Source organism: Lentilitoribacter sp. JB5-8 (assembly GCF_055693385.1).
Map to the genome: position 1 here is coordinate 1182892 of NZ_CM146332.1, position 18741 is coordinate 1201632.

The following is an 18741-nucleotide window of genomic DNA, read 5'->3' on the forward strand; positions in this document are numbered from 1 at the left end:
GAGAAATCTATGCAGTTAAAAGGGCGAATAAACATGGCGCGTGATACAACGGATCAGACACCTCTGACATCTTATGAGCAAATGGTGGCGTATCTGGAGGCTGGAAATAAGCCAAAGGAAGATTTCCGCATTGGCACGGAGCATGAAAAATTCGCATTCTTTAAGGATGATAATTCGCCAGTCCCTTATGAAGGCGAACGCTCAATCTCTGCGTTATTAAAAGGCATGGCAGAAAAGATCGATTGGGAACCCATCACCGATGCGGGCAATATCATCGGCCTTGCCGCAAAATCTGGCGGCGGCGCTATTTCATTGGAACCAGGGGGGCAATTTGAATTATCTGGCGCGCCTGTTGAAACCATCCACGAAACATGCGCTGAATCCAATCTTCATCTGAAGCAATTGCGTGAAATTGCCGATCCGATGGGCATCAAATTTTTGGGTGTTGGAGGCAGTCCAAAATGGACCTTGGAAGAAACACCGCGCATGCCGAAAAACCGATACGATATCATGACCAATTATATGCCTAAGGTTGGCACGCAAGGTTTGGATATGATGTATCGGACATGCACCATACAAGTAAATTTAGATTTCAGCTCAGAGCAAGACATGCGTAAAAAAATGCAGGTCAGTATGAAACTGCAATCATTGGCGACTGCATTGTTTGCAAGTTCGCCTTTTACCAATGGCAAACCAAATGGTCTTTTGTCATGGCGAGGTGATATTTGGCGCGATACCGATAATGCCCGTGCTGGAATTTTGCCAAGTGTGTTTGAGGATAGTTTCTCATTTGAAAAATACACAGATTGGGCGCTGGATGTCCCCATGTACTTTATTTTGCGAAATGGCGAATATCATGACGTAACACATGTCACATTCCGCCAATTCCGTGATGGTGCATTGAAAAATGATATCCCTGATCCTGAACCAACTTTGGGTGATTGGACGAACCATCTTTCAACTGTGTTTCCTGATGTGCGTCTCAAGCAATTTATCGAAATGCGCGGTGCTGATGGTGGGCCATGGCGCCGTATTTGCGCACTGCCTGCTTTTTGGGTGGGTCTGCTCTACGATGATCAGGCTTTGCAAGATGCTAGCGAACTTACAAAAGACTGGTCCTATGAAGATGTTCTAGGCCTGCGCGATCAAGTGCCCCGTGACGGTTTGAAGAGCCACATTGCGGGTCGTTCATTGCTTGATGTTGCGCGCGATACGCTCGATATTGCCAAAACAGGCCTAAAAGCTCGCAATATTTTAAATACTGCCGGAAATGACGAGACACATTTCCTGGAGCCCCTGCAGGAAGTTGTGGCGCGCGGGAGCACACCAGCTGAGGTGAAACTCGCGCTTTATCACGGCCGCTGGAATAACAGTGTCGATCCGATTTTTGATGAGTTCGCTTATTAAGGGCATTGCCCTCGACTTGCCAAATTGCCGTGCTAATATCACCATGAGGATAAAACAGATCAATCTGCAATGGGAGAGATTATCATGATGCCACTATTTGACATGCTCAATAATGCGCAAAACGGTGAAGCGATGAAGGGGATCGCAAAACAGTTTGGTTTGGATGAAAACCAAATGAACAAAACTGTTGAAGCCCTCATGCCCGCATTCTCAACCGGATTAAAGCGAAACACACAAACACCAGATGCGATGGGCAATTTTATGCAGGCTTTATCGACGGGCAATCATGCCCAATATTTTGAGGATATGAGCAAAGCTGCATCCCCTGAAGGTATGGCAGATGGCAATAATATTCTGGGTCATTTATTTGGTTCAAAAGATGTTAGCCGCGCCGTTGCAGCGCAGGCTGAAGCGGCTACGGGTGTTGGGCAAGATATTATCAAACAACTTTTACCAATACTTGCAACAACGATCATGGGCGGAATGTTCAACCAAACCAATGATTCCATGAAAGCCATGAGCGGTGGAAGCGGCAATGTCTTTGGCGATCTCATGGGGCAAATGATGAGTGCCGGACAAGGCGGTGGTGCCAACCAATCCGCTGGTAATAATCCGCTTGGTGATTTGATGGGTCAGATGATGGGTGGAGGGCAAAGTGGTGCTCAAAACAACCCGCTAGGGCAAATTCTTGGCGGCCTTTTGGGCGGTGGTTCTCAAAATGGAGCACAAAACAATCCACTTGGTCAGATGATGGAAGGTATGTTCGGTGGCGCTACTCAGCAAAAGCAGCCAGAAGCCGCACCATCAAATCCATATGATGAACTATTTGGTAAAATGTTCGATACCGGACGAACAGTTCAGGACGAGTATCAAAAAAATGTAGATAATATTTTTGATCAATATCTCGGCGGTATGAACAAGAGATAAGCGCCACTATCAAAAAAGCCCGATTATCTGGGGAAGACAATCGGGCAGAAATGCAGGTCACAGGGCCGCGACCCGCTAGGGGACAAGTCTTACTTCGACAAGTGTCAAAGCATCTGATTAGGGTTTCATTTGACGGTTGCGGTAATGCGAACGTCTTGCAAGCTCAGAAGTAGGATCGATAAACAACCCAGCAGACCGGATAAATCGCAGATCTTCATGCGTTAATCCCATATCTTTGAGCTGATGATCACTAAACGTGAGCAGTTCATTCGCGGCACGTCGGTTTTTCACTGATTTAACCAGTGCTTTAAGAGTTGAAATCGCGCCATTCAGCCAAATTGAAACAATGCTTTTATCCGGCTGGATGGATTGATCAATGCAAAAACTATGGTCTTTATTCAAAGCAGTCATGAGTGTCACTCCATCTTGTTAGGGTTAAAATTTACTGCATGAAACATATATGGCAGATTGCTATTGATCATTCCAACGAATATTTCTAATGTTATTTATCAAATAAATTGATGGATAGAATTATGGCCGCTCCGTTAGACTTAGATCAGCTCAAAACATTTATCGCGATTGCAGAGACGGGTAGCTTCACGCGTGCAGCAGATCGCGTATTCAAAACCCAGTCAGCCGTTTCTATGCAAATGCGCAGATTAGAAGAACGCATCGGGCAACCCATCTTCATCAAAGATGGTCGCATTAACAGGCTCAGCGATGATGGGGAGAAGCTTCTAAATTATGCGCGCAAAATGCTGAAATTAAATGATGAAACAATCAACGCATTCGCCGAAGAGCAATTGGAGGGCTCAATTCGCTTTGGTACAGCAGATGATTATGCGGACCGTTTTATGCCATCAATCATTGCACAATTTACCGAAACGCATCCAAATATTGAATTGAATGTCATTTGCGAGCCATCTCCATCGCTTCATAACAAAATCCTCAACAATGAACTCGATGTGGCGCTCGTGACGCATGAAAATGCAACATATCAATCTGAACTGGTGAGAACCGAGCCGTTATATTGGGTTACATCGCTCAACCACATGGTACATGAAGAAGAGGTTATTCCATTGGCAATTGGGCGAGATAATTGTTGTTGGCGAAAAGTGGCGCTGGATGCGTTGGACCAAAGAGGTCGCCAGCACCGAGTGTTGGTCGCAAGTTATTCAGCAACAGTTGTTGCAGCAGCAGTTCTTGCTGGTTTAGCGATCGCGCCATTGCCTGAATGTGCATTGCAATATGGTATGCGAATTTTAACTGAAGCTGATGGTTACCCTCAGCTTGGTATGACCCATATTGGTTTGATTAAACGTCCCGGAGCACCGGTTACACTCACTAAAGCGCTCAATGACCATATCATAGCAAGCTTGGACAACATAACACCAAACGGCCCCCAAGGGCACCTTGCAGCACAATCGCCAAATATGTTGATGCCGGACGATTTGATTGAAGTATCATCGTCCAGCAATATTACTTGGTAGCTATTTTAGCTTAAACTCCAGCGCCGGGGTAATTTGGGCTTTCGCGGGTGATCGTCACATCATGTGCGTGACTTTCACGCAATCCCGCGCTTGAAATTTGAACGAATTTTGCATTTTCAGAAAATTCTTCAAGTGAAGCACCACCGACATAACCCATTGCGGCGCGAAGACCACCTGTGAGCTGGTGTAATACGCCAGATACTGGTCCTTTATAAGGAACCTGCCCTTCAATGCCTTCAGGTACAAGTTTCAGTGTATCGCGCACTTCAGCTTGGAAGTAACGATCCGCGGATCCGCGTGCCATTGCACCCACTGACCCCATGCCGCGATAAGCTTTAAAAGAGCGGCCTTGGTGAAGATAAACTTCACCAGGGCTTTCATCAGTGCCTGCAAGCAATGAGCCAACCATCACTGCATCCGCGCCAGCTGCAAGTGCTTTTGCTACATCGCCAGAGAACTTGATGCCGCCATCCGCAATAACAGGAATGCCTGTATCTTTTGCACCGGCGACCGCTGACATGATGGCTGATAGTTGCGGTACACCGACACCGGCAACAATACGCGTTGTACAAATCGAACCGGGGCCGATACCAACTTTAATGGAATCAGCACCTGCATCAATAAGCGCCTTTGTGCCGTCTTCTGTTGCAACGTTACCTGCCATGATGCTGACAGAGTTTGAAATCTTGCGCATGCGCTTCACAGCATCCAAAACACGTTGTGAATGGCCGTGGGCGGTATCAACAACCAGCAAATCAATGCCTGCATCTATCAATCGTTCTGCACGCTCAAAACCGTCGTCACCTACACTTGTCGCGGCGCCAACACGTAATCGGCCTTGCTCATCTTTACAAGCATTTGGGTTCAACTGAGATTTTTCAATATCTTTCACCGTGATCAAACCAACGCAGCGCTTTTCTTCATCCACCACGAGCAGCTTTTCAATCCTGTGTTGGTGAAGCAGCTTTTTCGCTTCATCTTGCCCAACACCTTCACGAACCGTCACAAGGTTATCACGTGTCATAAGTTCAAAGATCTTCTGGCTTGGGTCAGAAGCAAAGCGCACATCGCGGTTGGTCAATATACCCACCAGCTTACCTGGTTTGTTGGGCTTCTGATCTTCAACAACCGGGATACCTGAAATTTTATGCGCTGCCATTAAAGCATGTGCATCAGCTAGGGTTTCATTTGGCCCAATGGTCACCGGATTAACAACCATACCACTTTCAAACTTCTTCACAGCACGTGCTTCAGCTGCTTGTTCTTCGGGTGTTAAGTTGCGATGAATAATACCAATGCCACCAGCTTGCGCCATCGCAATTGCCAAACGACCTTCCGTCACCGTGTCCATTGCAGATGAAAGAATCGGTATATTCAAATCAATGTTTTTTGCGATTTTTGTGGAGACATCAACCTGATTTGGCATGACGGTTGAGTGGCCAGGTTGTAATAGCACATCGTCAAATGTCAGTGCCTGAAGTCCTGTTCGTGTTTGTAAGATTTCTGCCATGGTCAAGTCCAATCTTTAACTTGTGAGCTGAATGAAGGGCTGAAAAACCCAACGCATTACACTCATATTTCTAAAGGAGTTGACACGGGCTCGTAACACTAAAGCGAACGAAAGGAAACCATGAATTAGATATATTTGATAATTATCTCTGGACGATGCAAAAAAATTGTCATCTTTAGATTATTCAGTCGGCTTTCGGCCTTTAAAACCCTTAGCCAATAGATAGAGTTCGACGGACTCAGATCGCGATGCTGGAGGCTTTACATGCACAACGGATTGAAAATTCTTCTTCAGCATCTGCAAAAGATCATTTTCAGTGCCGCCTTGGAACGTTTTTGACAGGAAATGCCCACCCTTGGCTAAAACATCAACCGCAAAATAAGCTGCGATCTCACAAAGATGCTGCGTCCTTAAGTGATCAGTTCTTTTATGACCTGTCGTTGGGGCTGCCATATCAGATAAAACAAGGTTTGGCGCCGCACCACAAAGTTCCATGAGCTTTGCCGGCGCATCATCATCCAAAAAGTCCATTTGAAGAAATGCAACACCGGGTACCTGATCCATTTCAAGGAAATCAATGGCGACAACGCGTGGGTCAAGATCAGATGAATCTGTGACTTTAGACGCAATTTGCGCCCAACCGCCCGGGGCCGCGCCTAAGTCAATAATATGCTTTGCACCCTTGAGGATCTTATGCTTTTCATCAATTTCTAAAAGCTTGAACGCCGCACGTGATCGATAGCCCTCATGTTTTGAGCGCTGTACATAAGGGTCATTGATGTGACGTTCCAGCCATCGACGAGATGACGCCTTCATTTTCTTTTTGCGTATCTTTTGGCCAAGTTTACGGCCAGTAGCGATTGTAGGTTTCTTACTCATTGTGCTTACCTGAGTTTACGTGCGTGGGCGTATTGGATTGCGAACTATTCGACTTGTCAATTTGGCTTTGATTGTTGTGCGAATTACGTCTGCGGCGACGTCTGCGCCATACGCCGTCTTTTGCCATCATATCATTTAGCAAACCTTCGCGCAGTCCGCGATCCGCCACACGCATTTTATTCGATGGCCAACGTTTGCGAATAGATTGCATGATCGCACATCCCGCCAAAACCAAATCAGAACGGTCCGGCCCAATACAAGGATTAGCAGACCGCGTTTCAATGTCCCAAGATAAAAGCTGGTTGAGCATTTTATCAACGTCTTCATCTTGCAGCCAAAGACCATCAACCCGCCGTCTGTCATATCTTGGTAGGTTCAGATGAAGACCGGCAAGAGTTGTTACCGTTCCCGAGGTTCCTAACAAGTGAAAAGTATCAATGCTGGGTGAAAAATCGAGCATGTTTTGTGGTGCAGTTGTTTCAATGAGTTTATCAACCTCATCAACCATTGCATCAAACACCTGTTGGGTTACATCTTTGCCGCCATGACGCTCAGACAGCGTAACAACACCTACAGGAAGTGATGTCCAGGATTTGATGTGATTTGCCAAACGCTGAGTTCGTCGCTCATCGAACTGTATTGCTGCTATCTCAGAAGACCCTCCACCGATATCAAACAAAATGACCGATTGAGTTTCGCGATCAACCAAAGATGCGCAACCAGAAACCGCCAGTCTGGCTTCTGTTTCACGATTGATAATCTCCAGATCAAGTCCAGTTTCTTTTTTTACGCGTGCGAGAAACGCTTCCCCATTGGTCGCTTGGCGACATGCTTCCGTTGCGATTAATCGATAATTGCGAATATTGTGTCGAGCAAGTTTCGACGCGCAAATTTTAAGCGCACCAACCGCTCTATCCATTGCGCCATCTGACAGCTTACCAGTTGCGGCCAGGCCTTCACCCAAGCGAACAATGCGTGAGAACGCATCAACGACACGAAACTGCCCAGCCTTCATTGGTTTTGCAATCAAGAGCCGGCAATTGTTCGTGCCCAAATCAAGCGCCGCATATAATGGCTGTTGCTGGGCGTTATTGTGTTTGTTTAAGCGATTAAAGCGCTTTTTGCCATTATGATTTTGGTTCGGCTTAGGGTGTTGCTTCGATGTCTTTTGTTTGTCGAGCGTTCGATTTTGACCCTCGCGATCGTCATGTGTTTTTGCCGTATTGGCTTGGTCGGGTGCCACATGATGAGTTTGCGATGGTGAGGATGCGTTAGCGTTCTTACGACGCGAACGTTTCTTCCACCGCTTTCGCTTTTTGGGCTGTTCATTCTGGGAAGAAACTTTGGAATCTGGGCTTGATGCCGCCTGTCCACCACCATTATGATGTTGAATAGGTTTTTCAAATTCTGCAGGCAACTCACCACGTGCACTCTTTGCATGAGAGCGCTGGGTATTGCTGCCATCTCGCGTTTCTCCCAAGGGGGCTTTTGCGCCACGCACTGGGTCAGTCACACTTATATCCTGTTCGCCGAGCGTAATATCGCATCAGGCGCTTAAATGTTTATCGTTGCCATCACAGTATCAGTGATTATGAGAATTACAAATCCTTTTTGTGATTTCTCGTCTAAAATTGAAGAAGATTTTCAAATTCTGTTTTTGCGCACGCGTGCAAAATCGCAATTCATTTTTGAAAATTGATCATGAATTTGCAGCAGACTCTCAGGTTTAACAGAACCAAATTGTGTTTAGAAAAATTACAGTTTTAGAATATGAGTGAGTTGCTAATTCACTGATAAAATTGGTTAAAATCATTTACTCTGTGTGTGAGGTTTTGGGGTTGAAAAGCCCACATAAATTGAATCTTTAATAATCTTTCGATTCCCTATTGACAGTTTTTGAAACCGGTTGCAATATTATGGACAAGTCGTTCATCGAAGTGTCGTGACGTCTTGTTGGAGGAGTTTTTCGTGGTCTCATATGGGCTCAATCAAATAGCTGTGCCAAGCTATGGTGCCGGTGCGTTTTGCGCACTAGCGCGTGCGCTTGGTTGTGACGGCGTTGAGTTCAGAAATGACGTGACTGGCTCTGATTTTGACACAGATCAAGCTAAGCAATTTGGCAAGATGGCCAAGGACAATCAGCTTGAAATTTTCAATCTGTCGGAAGTTCCGCAATTCGATAAATGGGATGATGACAAAAAGCTTGAGGCTGAAAACCTGATCACACTCGCAGTTGCTATGGGTGCCAAGGCGATCGGCTTGATCCCACGCAATGATAACGCAAATTTGGATAAAGCAACGCGCGTCGCCAACTTGAAGGTGGCATTGATCGCGCTTCAACCATTGCTCGCAAAGAATAATCTTATTGGCCTCGTTGAGCCTTTAGGTTTTTCAACAGCATCTCTAAGATTTAAATCTGAAATCGTCTCGACCCTAATTGAGCTTGGTTTTGAGGACGATTTTAAAATCATTCACGACACCTTTCACCATACGCTTGCGGGTGAAACTGAGTTCTTTCCTAATCACACAGCGCTGGTTCACATTTCCGGAGTTGAACGTACTGACGTTGACTTTTCCAAAATGCAGGATCAGGATCGGGTCCTTGTTGGAGGACAAGATCGATTGGGAAATATAACACAAATATCTCAATTACAGGCTTCGGGTTTCTGTGGTCCTGTATCTTTCGAACCATTTTCACCGATGGTTCAAAATACGAACGACATTGCGGGTGAACTCGCAAAGTCAATTAATTTCATCGACAGTCAATTGGAAAAATGCGCCGCATAACCAATTGCTAAGATGATTTCACTGATCCAATTTGGATCACCGGTAAAAAACTCATTCGGTGGCCGGTCACCGAAACGGGAGGAATTAAATATGAAAAAGACTCTAATGACAGCAGGCATTGCTGCTCTTATGACAACAACATCTATGGCTGCTGAAATCGGTGCTACATTCTCACGATTTGACGATAACTGGTTGACAGTTCTTCGTAACGGTATGGTTGAGTATGCCGCAACGATTGACGGGCTTACTTACCAGCAAGAAGATGCAACTGACGATCTTGCTAAACAGATCGACCAAGTGAAAAACTTTGTTGCAAACGGCGTTGACGGCATCATCGTAAATATCGTTGATACATCAGCTGGTGCAGCGATTACAGAAGCTGCTGGTGATGTGCCATTGGTCTTCGTTAACCGCGAGCCAGACAATGTGAACGAGTTGCCACCAACACAGGCATTCGTTGCTTCTAACGAAATTGAATCTGGTACATTGTCTGCATTTGAAGTTTGTAAGAACCTTCGCGCAGCTGGTAAAGCTGGTGGTGCACGTGGCTACCTAATGAATGGTCAGCTATCTAACCAAGCTGCTGTTCAGCGTTCAAAAGACGTTCATGACGTCATTGGTATGGACATGTGTAACTTCATGACAATCATCGATGAGCAGCCAGCTAACTGGTCTCGCGATGAAGCACAAGATCTTATGACGAACTGGATGTCTTCAGGTGAGCCATTTGACTTTGTTCTTGCAAACAATGATGAAATGGCAATTGGTGCAATCCAGGCAATGAAAGCAGCCGGCATGGACATGGCTGATGTTCAAGTTGGTGGCGTTGATGCCAGCCAGGACGCTTTGGTTGTTATGTCAGCAGGCGACTATGACGTGACTGTATTCCAGGATTCAGTTGGTCAAGGTACTGGTTCAATCGATGCGGTTCTTAAATTGGTCGCTGGTGAAAAAGTTGACCAAAAAGTCTACATCCCATTCAAGCTGGTTACACCTGCGAACATGGATGAGTTCTTGAACAAAAACTAAGTCTTTCCAAGACAAGTAGTGCGGGATGGCTCTAACGGGCCATCTCGTGATTTCATCATTAAGCGTGGGGAGTTTTATCCATGACTGAAAACAGCGATGGTATTGGCGGGCTAACTTTTGACAAGTCAAAGCGGTCTTGGCCAAATGAATTTAACATCTTCTTTGCATTGATCATCATCATTGTAATTTTTGAAGCGTTGGGGCAGATCCTGCCTTATATGAATGATCAGAGTTTTCTCTTTGACACCAAAGATAGATTTGATTCAATTTTCAATGAAGCACGTTTAAAAATTATTATTCTACAGGTCGCCATCATCGGTATTATCGCCCTTGGTGTGACCCAAGTTATTATTACCGCAGGTATTGATCTGAGTTCCGGGCCTCTTGTTGCAGCAACCGCGATGATCGCGATGAGTTTTGGGCAAACAGAATTGGTCAATGGTAACCCAAATCCAAAAGCGCTCTTTGGAGCCTGGGCGATGGACTTACCTGTGATAGTTCCGGTGGTTATCGGACTGGCTTTTGGCGCATTTATCGGCGCGATTAACGGAACATTTATCGCATTCTTGCGCATCCCACCATTTATCGCAACGCTTGGTATGTTCCTTATATGTCGCGGTATTGCTCTTTGGTGGTCATCTGGTAACCCAATCTCATTCCCAACTGAACAATATAAATTTCTAGGTGCTGGAATGATGCCAGTTGTCTGGTTCCTCGCATTGGCAGTCGTATTCCATATCATCATGAAATATACAGTCTATGGAAAGCATACCTATGCGATCGGTTCGAATGAAGATGCCGCGCGTATGTCAGGTATTAATGTTAAGCGCCATAAAGTCATGGTTTACATGATCGCCTCTATGCTAGCTGCATTTGCTGGCATCGTTTTGAGCGCCAAGGCGTCGACTGCACAGGCTGGTATGGGTGAGTTCTATGAGCTGTTTGCGATTGCCATGGCTGTGATCGGCGGGATCAGCCTGACAGGTGGTCGTGGTTCCATCATCGGTACAGTTCTCGGTGCGATGGTGCTTGGTGTCATTCGCTCTGGATTTACCTTCATTAAGCTTGATGGCTCATACCAGTTAATGGCAATGGGTAGCATCATTATAGCTGCGGTCATTCTTGACCAATACAGACAACGAAATCGAGCATAGTTAGGAGAATATGAGATGAGCAGTGAAATTGTTCTGAAAACCGAAAACCTAACCAAACACTATGGCGGTGTTCATGCTTTGGTTGGCGCAAACTTCGAAATGAAAAAAGGTGAACATGTCGCTATTATGGGTGACAATGGTGCGGGAAAATCGACCTTCGTTCGGCAGATCACAGGCGTGGAACAGCGCACGAGCGGCACCGTTTCGCTCTATGGCGAAGAAGTAAACTTCACAGGTCCGTTGGATGCCCGTCAGGCAGGTATTGAGACTGTGTTCCAAACTCTAGCTTTGGCAGATGATTTGGATGTTCCTGATAACTTATTCCTTGGTCGTGAATTGACCAAGTGGAATTGGCTTGGGCCATTTCGTCGGCTTGATTATAAGGCGATGCGCGAAGCAACAATGAATGGTCTAGTGAAAACTGGGGTGAAAATTCCAAACATCAGAAACTCCATTCAAAACATGTCCGGTGGTCAGCGCCAATGTGTTGCCATCGCGCGCACAGCAACATTTGCATCTAAACTGACAATTATGGATGAGCCAACGGCGGCACTGGGTGTTCAAGAAACTGCACAGGTGGAAAATATCATCCGCAATATGAAAGAGCAGGGCGCTCCGCTTATTTTGGTAAGTCACAACATGCGTCAGGTTTTTGATTTGGTGGATCGTATCGTGGTGTTCCGCAGAGGGCGCATTGTCGCCAATCTGAACAAAGACGAGACCGATGGTCAGGATGTTGTAGCTTATATCACTGGGGTTAAAACCGGTGCAGAATTTGAAGGTGCGGCTTAGAGCCTGAAACATGTTAGATTTTGCACATCCCTTTTTCAAACCTATGTGGCGACGCGTGGCGGTGGTTACGTTTTGCGCTTGCTGGGGCATGGTTGAATTAGTCGTTCAAGGTTCGCATTTTTGGGCGGCCTTGTTCTTGGGGATGGGCGGCGTTGCATTTTGGAAATTGTTTTTAGACAAAGCCACTTTGCAGAAGTTGGAAGATGACAATTAGTCGTCAAAGGTGAATTAAAATGAGTGTAGTTGATCAAACTGTGACATTGACAGTTGCGCAGGCAATCGTGCGCTATTTGACCAATCAATTTATTGAAATTGATGGCGTTAAAACCCGCATTTGTGGTGGCGGCTTTGGGATATTTGGACATGGTAATGTGACCTGTCTGGGTGAGGCTCTTTACGAAAATCAAGATGCTTTGCCATTATATCGCGGACAAAATGAACAGGGCATGGGCTTTGCAGCAGCAGCTTATGCAAAATATCATTTGCGTCAGCGCTTCATGCTTTGTACGGCGTCAGCGGGTCCAGGTACTGCGAACTTGCTCACATCAGCCGCATTAGCGCATGCAAATCGTTTACCTATGCTTTTGCTCTGTGGGGACGCGTTTCAAACGCGTCTTCCAGATCCTGTTTTGCAACAGCTTGAGCACTTTGGAAATCCAACCTTTGGTGTCAATGATGCTTTCAAAGCCGTCTCGCGCTATTGGGATCGCATCACTCATCCTGCGCAGATCATCCAATCATTGCCGTCAGCGATTGCAACCATGCTAGACCCAGCCGATTGCGGACCGGCATTTATTGGCCTGCCTCAGGATATCCAAGGCTGGACGTATGATTATCCGGTTGAGATGTTTGAAGAAAAAATCCATCACATTCGCCGACAAACACCTGATGAAAACGAAATTAAAGCAGCGGTCAAAGCGCTTAAAAATGCAAAGAAACCAATTATTATTGCCGGTGGTGGTGTTCAGTATTCACGTGCGGTGAAAAAACTAACTAAATTTGCAGAAGAAACCCAAATTCCGGTGGTCGAAACAATTGCAGGCCGTGCAAATTTGGTTGACGATCACAACCTAAACATTGGTCCAATTGGTGTGACCGGTTCAGATAGCGCAAATAATATTGCACAAGAAGCTGATGTGATTTTATCCATCGGTTGTCGTCTGCAGGATTTCACCACTGGCTCATGGACGGCTTTTGCCAAAGATGCGCAAATCATTTCGATCAATGCCGGTCGCCATGACGCAGGCAAACACAGATCTCTGCCTGTTGTGGGTGATGCAAAGGTTGGAATTGGTAAACTGTGGGATGCTCTTGGTAGCTACAAAACTCCAGATGCATGGGTGAGTTTCGCGCGCGAAGAACGAGCGAAATGGGTTCAATATGTTGCCGATAATGTGAACCCAAAGGCAGGTGATGGAAGCAATCGTCCAAACTCTTATGCCCAAGCCATCGGTGCTGTAAATGCACTTTGCGATCCGCGTGATCGCGTTGTTGCAGCAGCAGGTGGTTTGCCTGCAGAAGTGACAGCTAACTGGCGCACGCTTGATACAGGCACGGTTGATGTTGAGTTTGGTTTTTCTTGCATGGGGTATGAAATTGCCGGTGGTTGGGGTGCACGTATCGCCCAATCTGAAAAAGAACCCGACGCTGATACAGTCGTCTTCTGTGGCGACGGCTCATACCTATTGATGAACTCAGATATTTATTCAGCTGTTTTAACTGAAAAGAAAATGATTGTGTTAGTGCTTGATAATGGCGGTTTCGCCGTCATCAACAAACTGCAAAACAACACAGGCAATGAAAGCTTTAATAATCTAATCGCGGATACGCCAACCGCGACTAATCAAGTGGGTGTTGATTTTGAAGCGCATGCCCGTGCTATGGGTGCAAATGCAGAAACTGTGCAAAATCCGCAAGAATTGGGCGAAGCTTTCAAACGTGCCAAGCAATCCGATAATACAAGCGTCATCGTGATGAATGTTGATCCGTATGAAGGATGGACAACAGAAGGTCATACCTGGTGGGAAGTAGGAACCCCTCACATCACCAATAGCGACCGTGTTCGACAGGCCCATCTCGATTGGGAAGATGGTCGTAAGAGACAGCGAAACGGGATCTAGTCAATTGAATATCGATCAAGTTATAGCTGGTATCAGAAAAAACAATTTTGTTGTTGTCGGGCGTGCAGGGATGGACTTGTTCCCTCATCCTGCTGGCACGAAAACAGAAGAAGCAACGGACTTTAAAAGCGATCTTGGTGGCTCGTCTGCAAATATCGCAGCTGGGATCTGCAAGTTTGGCGGAAATGCATCGCTGGTCACTTGTGTGTCCGATGATTCCGTTGGCCGTTTTTGTCTTAATCGATTGGACCATTATGGGGTGCAGCGCGAATATGTGCGTTCTGTAGGCGGTGAGTATCGCAACTCGTTAGCGCTATATGAAAGCCGTGTTGAAGACCATCAATCGGTGATCTACCGCAATGGTGCCGCCGACTTTCAAATGAGCATCGAAGATGTTGAGCGTGTGGATTATTCAAAATTTGGAGCGCTCATCACAGCCGGTACAGTGTTTGCGGCAGAGCCATCGCGCAGCGCGACATTTAAAGCATTTGAATTGGCCAAAGCAGCAGGTCTGCCGATCATCTTTGATGTTGATTATCGACCATATTCGTGGCCTTCGGCGGAAGTTGCCTCCGATGTATTGTCCCGCGCTGCGGAATTATCAGATGTAATTGTGGGTAATGACGAAGAATTTGGCTTCATGGCAGGCGGGATTGAAAAAGGGCTTGCAAAAGCAAAATCATTGTCAGAAGAAAGCGTCGCAATCGTCATTTACAAAATGGGTGAAAAAGGTGCAATCACCTATGCAGATGGCGATGAAATTACAACTGGAATTTATTCGGTCACAGCATTAAAGCCAACAGGTGCAGGTGACAGCTTCATGGCAGGCATGATGTCCTCGTTGTCATCAGGACTATCGCTTCATGACAGTATTTTACGTGGATCAGCTTGTGCGGCAATTGTGGTGGGTAAACCTGGTTGCGCACCTGCTATGCCGAACCTAGAACAATTAGAAGAATTTTTAAAAACCCATCCGGGTCCAAATCATTGAGTTTTACGGTCTGAAAAGAACCGTTGAATTGTAAAGGAAACAACATGCACATCGCCCCATTTGATAACAAGAACAAGCCTATTGTCGACGTGGACGATCAAACTGTGCCGCTCAATTATTTCAATATTGTGAAGTTGAAAAAGGGTGATGCATTTGAATATTCAACGCCTGGATATGAAACATGTATTGTGCCTGCTACCGGTTCAATTGACGTCGATATCGAAGGATTTAAAGCAGCTGATTTAGGCGGCCGTGGTGTTGATGTTTGGGATGGTGAGCCTGAAGGTGTTTATGTACCAAGTGCAGCAAAAGCTGAATTTGTCTGCACATCCGATGAAGCTGAAATATTCATCGCGGGTGCAAAATACGACAAAGTATTAGATGCATTTGCCGTACGAAGCGATGAGTTGGATCTTGTGCAATATGGTTCGGACGAGACAAAAACACACCGCAAAATCAAACACATCTTGGGTCAGAAACAGGCTGATAAAGTGGGCCGACTTTTGGTGAGTGAACTTTATACAGTTGGTCAAGGTGGTTGGTCAGGTTTCCCATCACACAAACATGATACGGATCGTTTGCCTGATGAAACACGTCACGATGAGACATATAACTTCCGCTTCCGTCCGAACTATGGTTCAGGCGTTCAAATGTTGCAGCGTGAAGACAATAAGCCGGGCGACGCATACCACATCGTAGATGGTTCAACGATTTGCCTTGATAAAGGTTACCATCCTTGCTGCGTGCTTCCAGGCTATGAAATGTATTACTTTACGATCTTAGGTGGATTGAGCCAGCGCCCATTGGTGCAGTATTTCCAGCCAACACATGCGGATCAATTACAGACAATCCCGGGTATTTTAGACATGGTGGCAAAATTTAAATGACCTTGGTAACGTTAAAAGATGTACTGCAGCCTGCGCTGAAACAAGGCCACGCTGTAGGTGGATTGGTGTGCCTTGGCTGGGAAGATATGCGTGCATATGTGGCTGCAGCAGAAGCTGAAAATGCGCCCGTCATTTTGCAGGCTGGACCTGGGTGTCGTGAACATACGCCATTGCCGGTTCTGGGCAAAATGTTCCGGCATCTAGCTGAAGAAGCAAGTGTTCCTGTGGTGGCGCATTTAGATCACGGTTACACATTTGAAGAATGTCAGATTGCGTTGGATTCTGGTTTTACATCCCTCATGTATGACGGATCACGCAAGCCACTTAATCAGAATATCGACGAGACAGCAAAAATTGCTGAACTTGCACATGCTGCTAAAATTTCATGCGAAGGTGAGATCGGTTTTGTTGGTTATGCGGATGGCGAAGCATCGGCAGGAACGGATCCGGAGGAGGCCGCGAAATTTGCACTAGAAACCGGGGTTGATGCGATGGCAATCTCGGTTGGCAATGTGCATTTGCAGCAAGACAAAGCCAGTGGTTTGGATCTTGATCGCATTAAAGCAATTGACGAAAAGACGAATGTTCCGCTTGTCATCCACGGTGGTTCCGGTGTTCCTGTTGAACAACGCACATTGCTTGCAAAAACTTCATCCATTTGTAAGTTCAATATTGGAACTGAATTACGCATGGCATTTGGTTCTGCATTGCGAGAAGCTGTGAACAAAGACGAGACCCGATTTGATCGCGTTTCGATTTTAAAAGAAACCCATGATCCAGTGATGCAAGCGACACAATATGTAATCCGCGCATTTGGTGCACCACCTCAAAGAAAGGCTTAGATCATGTTGCGAATTGGTATCCTAGGCGCTGGTCGGATTGGACAAGTGCATGGCAGAACGCTCAAACATTTAGATGTGGCACAAGCCGTTGCAGTATCAGATTATTTCGAGGAAGCTGCGAAAAAACTCGCCGATGAGCATGGCGCTAAAGTCATGACCACAGATGAGATTATCGCAAGCCCTGATGTTGATGCCGTCATTATTGGAACGCCCACGGATACCCATTTTGATATCATTCAAGCCGCTGCAAAAGCCGGTAAGGCAATTTTTTGTGAGAAGCCGGTTGACCTTTCAACCGATCGCATTCGCCAATGTCTTGAAGTGGTAGAGCAGGCAAATGTGCCGTTTATGACGGCTTTTAACCGTCGCTTTGATCCAAATTTTGCGCATATGCAAAACCAGATCAAAAAAGGTGCTGTGGGTGATGTCGAAATGATTACGATCATGTCGCGCGATCCATCCCCACCTCCGATTGGTTATATCAAATCATCTGGTGGAATTTTTCGCGATATGATGATCCATGACTTGGATATGGCGCGTTTTCTTCTAGGCGAAGATCCAATTGAGATCTACGCAACGGGGTCATGTTTGGTCGATCCCGCTATCGGGGAGGCTGGTGATGTCGATACTGCAAGCGCCACACTTAAAACGCAAAGCGGCAAAATTTGCACCATTACAGTCTCTCGTCGTGCGTCTTATGGTTATGATCAGCGTATTGAAGTTCATGGCTCAAAGGGATTGATCCGAGCTGATAATGTGCATGAAAACACTGTTCAGATCGCAACGGAAAATGGCTTTAATTCGTCCGTTGTCCAAAACTTCTTCCTTGAAAGATATGCGGACGCTTATCGCGATGAAATGATCCACTTTGTGGAAGCTCTCAATTCAGGCAACGCTCCTCAGCCAAGTGGCGAAGATGGTTTAAAAGCGCAGCAGCTAGCCGATGCTGCAGCGCTTTCAATGGAAGAACAGCGTCCTGTACTGGTTCAATATAAACGTAAGATAGACTAATTAAGAGCCTGGCGAATAGACGTGGTCAGGCTTTTATCTCAATCGATATTTTCAGCGAAAACTTCTTTCGCGGCGTTTAGCCCATTGATGGCAGCTGGCATGCCGCCATAAACCGACATTTGAAAAATTACTTCGCTTATTTCACGTTTGGTGGCTCCGGCTGCAAGCGCGTGCTCAATATTGATTTTTAGTTGCGGAGATGTTTGCCCACCAAGCGCGGTTAAAGCTGCGATGGTCGCTAGTTGTCGCGTTTTTAAGTCAAGTCCATCGCGTGCATAAAGCCGACCATAGGCAAATTCAAATAGTGTATCGGTGAAGCCGGGAATGATATCCTCATATCGGTCATCTAAAATTTCTTTGAGATTTGGGTTCAGTTTATGTGCGATTTCATGACCTTTTTGAAGTGCTGATGTGCTCATGTATTATCCTTTTTGCAAGTTAGACTATCGCCATCGATTTCACCGCTCAGGACGGCTTTAAACGTGGCAATCTTGTTGGACAAAACAGCATCGATTTTCTGCAAGCGATCAATTTCGTTGCGAACTTTTATGTGGTGCTGGCTAAGCAATTCTAATCTCTCCTGGATTGATTGCGTACCATTGGCACGAAGTTCAACATAGCTTGCCATGTCTTTGACACCCATGCCTGTAGATTTCAAGACATCTAAAAAGTCCGCCCAAACCAAGTGATCGTCACCATAAATGCGGCGACCACTACCATCACGTAGTGGCAATGGCATGAGGCCTATTTTTTCGTAATACCGGATCGTATCAATTGTTAATCCGCTATGTTTTGAAAATTCACCGATTTGCATATTCTGTCTCCTTGCCATTGTTAGTAATGGCTGGAGTGCACACCAGATCAAGCTTTATTTTTACGAAATAAAAAACCGCCTGACGAAATCGAAAGGCGGTT

Annotated in this window: 19 protein-coding genes; 13 read left to right on the forward strand and 6 right to left on the reverse strand. The window is 45.9% G+C overall.

Features of this window, described 5'->3' with window-relative positions:
- Positions 1-33: 33 nt before the first annotated feature.
- Both ACZ1GZ_RS05645 and ACZ1GZ_RS05650 read left to right on the forward strand, forming a co-directional pair.
- On the forward strand, positions 34-1407 hold the full coding sequence (locus tag ACZ1GZ_RS05645) for a glutamate--cysteine ligase (RefSeq protein ID WP_472667497.1): 1374 nt from the start codon (positions 34-36) through the stop codon (positions 1405-1407).
- An 84-nt stretch (positions 1408-1491) separates the two neighbouring features.
- Complete coding sequence (locus ACZ1GZ_RS05650; protein ID WP_472667498.1) at positions 1492-2334, forward strand: DUF937 domain-containing protein; 843 nt, start codon at positions 1492-1494, stop codon at positions 2332-2334.
- Between the two features lie 117 nt (positions 2335-2451).
- On the opposite strand, the gene ACZ1GZ_RS05655 is transcribed toward ACZ1GZ_RS05650, so the two are convergent.
- The gene (locus ACZ1GZ_RS05655) at positions 2452-2745 is read right to left on the reverse strand and encodes a DUF1127 domain-containing protein (RefSeq protein WP_472667499.1); all 294 of its coding nucleotides are present in this window, start codon (positions 2743-2745) and stop codon (positions 2452-2454) included.
- 122 nt (positions 2746-2867) lie between these two features.
- Between ACZ1GZ_RS05655 and ACZ1GZ_RS05660 the strand changes: the two genes are divergently transcribed.
- Complete coding sequence (locus ACZ1GZ_RS05660; protein ID WP_472667500.1) at positions 2868-3824, forward strand: LysR substrate-binding domain-containing protein; 957 nt, start codon at positions 2868-2870, stop codon at positions 3822-3824.
- A 10-nt stretch (positions 3825-3834) separates the two neighbouring features.
- Here ACZ1GZ_RS05660 and guaB read toward each other — a convergent pair whose 3' ends face one another.
- The 3 genes from guaB to ACZ1GZ_RS05675 form a co-directional block, all read right to left on the reverse strand.
- Positions 3835-5334 carry an IMP dehydrogenase gene (gene guaB, locus ACZ1GZ_RS05665; protein WP_472667501.1) on the reverse strand — a complete coding sequence of 500 codons (1500 nt, stop codon included), beginning with the start codon at positions 5332-5334 and terminating at the stop codon, positions 3835-3837.
- Between the two features lie 180 nt (positions 5335-5514).
- Positions 5515-6213, reverse strand: a complete 699-nt coding sequence (locus ACZ1GZ_RS05670) for an RlmE family RNA methyltransferase (RefSeq protein WP_472667502.1) — start codon at positions 6211-6213, stop codon at positions 5515-5517.
- Positions 6206-7726: a Ppx/GppA phosphatase family protein gene (locus ACZ1GZ_RS05675; RefSeq protein ID WP_472667503.1), complete on the reverse strand. Its 1521-nt coding sequence runs from the start codon at positions 7724-7726 to the stop codon at positions 6206-6208. The genes ACZ1GZ_RS05670 and ACZ1GZ_RS05675 overlap by 8 nt, the downstream gene beginning before the upstream one ends.
- Positions 7727-8181: 455 nt before the next feature.
- Between ACZ1GZ_RS05675 and ACZ1GZ_RS05680 the strand changes: the two genes are divergently transcribed.
- The 10 genes from ACZ1GZ_RS05680 to iolG all read left to right on the forward strand — a co-directional run bounded on the left by ACZ1GZ_RS05680 (position 8182) and on the right by iolG (position 17826).
- Complete coding sequence (locus tag ACZ1GZ_RS05680; RefSeq protein ID WP_472667504.1) at positions 8182-9000, forward strand: TIM barrel protein; 819 nt, start codon at positions 8182-8184, stop codon at positions 8998-9000.
- 90 nt (positions 9001-9090) lie between these two features.
- Positions 9091-10029 carry a substrate-binding domain-containing protein gene (locus ACZ1GZ_RS05685; protein ID WP_472667505.1) on the forward strand — a complete coding sequence of 313 codons (939 nt, stop codon included), beginning with the start codon at positions 9091-9093 and terminating at the stop codon, positions 10027-10029.
- 80 nt (positions 10030-10109) lie between these two features.
- Complete coding sequence (locus ACZ1GZ_RS05690) at positions 10110-11183, forward strand: ABC transporter permease (RefSeq protein ID WP_472667506.1); 1074 nt, start codon at positions 10110-10112, stop codon at positions 11181-11183.
- Between the two features lie 15 nt (positions 11184-11198).
- The gene (locus ACZ1GZ_RS05695) at positions 11199-11975 is read left to right on the forward strand and encodes an ATP-binding cassette domain-containing protein (protein WP_472667507.1); all 777 of its coding nucleotides are present in this window, start codon (positions 11199-11201) and stop codon (positions 11973-11975) included.
- A 10-nt stretch (positions 11976-11985) separates the two neighbouring features.
- Positions 11986-12189, forward strand: a complete 204-nt coding sequence (locus ACZ1GZ_RS05700) for a DUF3329 domain-containing protein (protein ID WP_472667508.1) — start codon at positions 11986-11988, stop codon at positions 12187-12189.
- Positions 12190-12208: 19 nt separating this feature from the next.
- On the forward strand, positions 12209-14095 hold the full coding sequence (gene iolD, locus ACZ1GZ_RS05705) for a 3D-(3,5/4)-trihydroxycyclohexane-1,2-dione acylhydrolase (decyclizing) (RefSeq protein ID WP_472667509.1): 1887 nt from the start codon (positions 12209-12211) through the stop codon (positions 14093-14095).
- 4 nt (positions 14096-14099) lie between these two features.
- Positions 14100-15086, forward strand: a complete 987-nt coding sequence (gene iolC / locus ACZ1GZ_RS05710; RefSeq protein ID WP_472667510.1) for a 5-dehydro-2-deoxygluconokinase — start codon at positions 14100-14102, stop codon at positions 15084-15086.
- 44 nt (positions 15087-15130) lie between these two features.
- On the forward strand, positions 15131-15973 hold the full coding sequence (locus ACZ1GZ_RS05715) for a 5-deoxy-glucuronate isomerase (RefSeq protein WP_472667511.1): 843 nt from the start codon (positions 15131-15133) through the stop codon (positions 15971-15973).
- Positions 15970-16815, forward strand: coding sequence for a class II fructose-bisphosphate aldolase (locus tag ACZ1GZ_RS05720; protein WP_472667512.1), 846 nt, complete (start codon positions 15970-15972; stop codon positions 16813-16815). Before ACZ1GZ_RS05715 ends, ACZ1GZ_RS05720 begins: the two co-directional genes overlap by 4 nt.
- A gap of 3 nt (positions 16816-16818) precedes the next feature.
- Positions 16819-17826, forward strand: coding sequence for an inositol 2-dehydrogenase (gene iolG, locus ACZ1GZ_RS05725; protein ID WP_472667513.1), 1008 nt, complete (start codon positions 16819-16821; stop codon positions 17824-17826).
- 38 nt (positions 17827-17864) lie between these two features.
- Here iolG and ACZ1GZ_RS05730 read toward each other — a convergent pair whose 3' ends face one another.
- Both ACZ1GZ_RS05730 and ACZ1GZ_RS05735 read right to left on the reverse strand, forming a co-directional pair.
- Positions 17865-18245: a carboxymuconolactone decarboxylase family protein gene (locus ACZ1GZ_RS05730; protein ID WP_472667514.1), complete on the reverse strand. Its 381-nt coding sequence runs from the start codon at positions 18243-18245 to the stop codon at positions 17865-17867.
- On the reverse strand, positions 18242-18640 hold the full coding sequence (locus ACZ1GZ_RS05735; RefSeq protein ID WP_472667515.1) for a MerR family transcriptional regulator: 399 nt from the start codon (positions 18638-18640) through the stop codon (positions 18242-18244). Before ACZ1GZ_RS05735 ends, ACZ1GZ_RS05730 begins: the two co-directional genes overlap by 4 nt.
- Between the last annotated feature and the right edge of the window lie 101 nt (positions 18641-18741).

What these genes read in the sequence shown, in the direction of transcription:
- ACZ1GZ_RS05700 (WP_472667508.1), top strand. Translation starts at nt 11,986, where the DNA reads ATGTTAGATTTTGCACATCCCTTTTTCAAACCTATGTGGCGACGCGTG.
- ACZ1GZ_RS05685 (WP_472667505.1), top strand. Translation starts at nt 9,091, where the DNA reads ATGAAAAAGACTCTAATGACAGCAGGCATTGCTGCTCTTATGACAACA.
- ACZ1GZ_RS05645 (WP_472667497.1), top strand. Translation starts at nt 34, where the DNA reads ATGGCGCGTGATACAACGGATCAGACACCTCTGACATCTTATGAGCAA.
- iolG (WP_472667513.1), top strand. Translation starts at nt 16,819, where the DNA reads ATGTTGCGAATTGGTATCCTAGGCGCTGGTCGGATTGGACAAGTGCAT.
- ACZ1GZ_RS05670 (WP_472667502.1), bottom strand. Translation starts at nt 6,213, where the DNA reads ATGAGTAAGAAACCTACAATCGCTACTGGCCGTAAACTTGGCCAAAAG.
- ACZ1GZ_RS05655 (WP_472667499.1), bottom strand. Translation starts at nt 2,745, where the DNA reads ATGACTGCTTTGAATAAAGACCATAGTTTTTGCATTGATCAATCCATC.
- ACZ1GZ_RS05735 (WP_472667515.1), bottom strand. Translation starts at nt 18,640, where the DNA reads ATGCAAATCGGTGAATTTTCAAAACATAGCGGATTAACAATTGATACG.
- ACZ1GZ_RS05690 (WP_472667506.1), top strand. Translation starts at nt 10,110, where the DNA reads ATGACTGAAAACAGCGATGGTATTGGCGGGCTAACTTTTGACAAGTCA.
- ACZ1GZ_RS05720 (WP_472667512.1), top strand. Translation starts at nt 15,970, where the DNA reads ATGACCTTGGTAACGTTAAAAGATGTACTGCAGCCTGCGCTGAAACAA.
- ACZ1GZ_RS05695 (WP_472667507.1), top strand. Translation starts at nt 11,199, where the DNA reads ATGAGCAGTGAAATTGTTCTGAAAACCGAAAACCTAACCAAACACTAT.
- ACZ1GZ_RS05730 (WP_472667514.1), bottom strand. Translation starts at nt 18,245, where the DNA reads ATGAGCACATCAGCACTTCAAAAAGGTCATGAAATCGCACATAAACTG.
- ACZ1GZ_RS05650 (WP_472667498.1), top strand. Translation starts at nt 1,492, where the DNA reads ATGATGCCACTATTTGACATGCTCAATAATGCGCAAAACGGTGAAGCG.
- guaB (WP_472667501.1), bottom strand. Translation starts at nt 5,334, where the DNA reads ATGGCAGAAATCTTACAAACACGAACAGGACTTCAGGCACTGACATTT.
- ACZ1GZ_RS05660 (WP_472667500.1), top strand. Translation starts at nt 2,868, where the DNA reads ATGGCCGCTCCGTTAGACTTAGATCAGCTCAAAACATTTATCGCGATT.
- ACZ1GZ_RS05715 (WP_472667511.1), top strand. Translation starts at nt 15,131, where the DNA reads ATGCACATCGCCCCATTTGATAACAAGAACAAGCCTATTGTCGACGTG.
- iolD (WP_472667509.1), top strand. Translation starts at nt 12,209, where the DNA reads ATGAGTGTAGTTGATCAAACTGTGACATTGACAGTTGCGCAGGCAATC.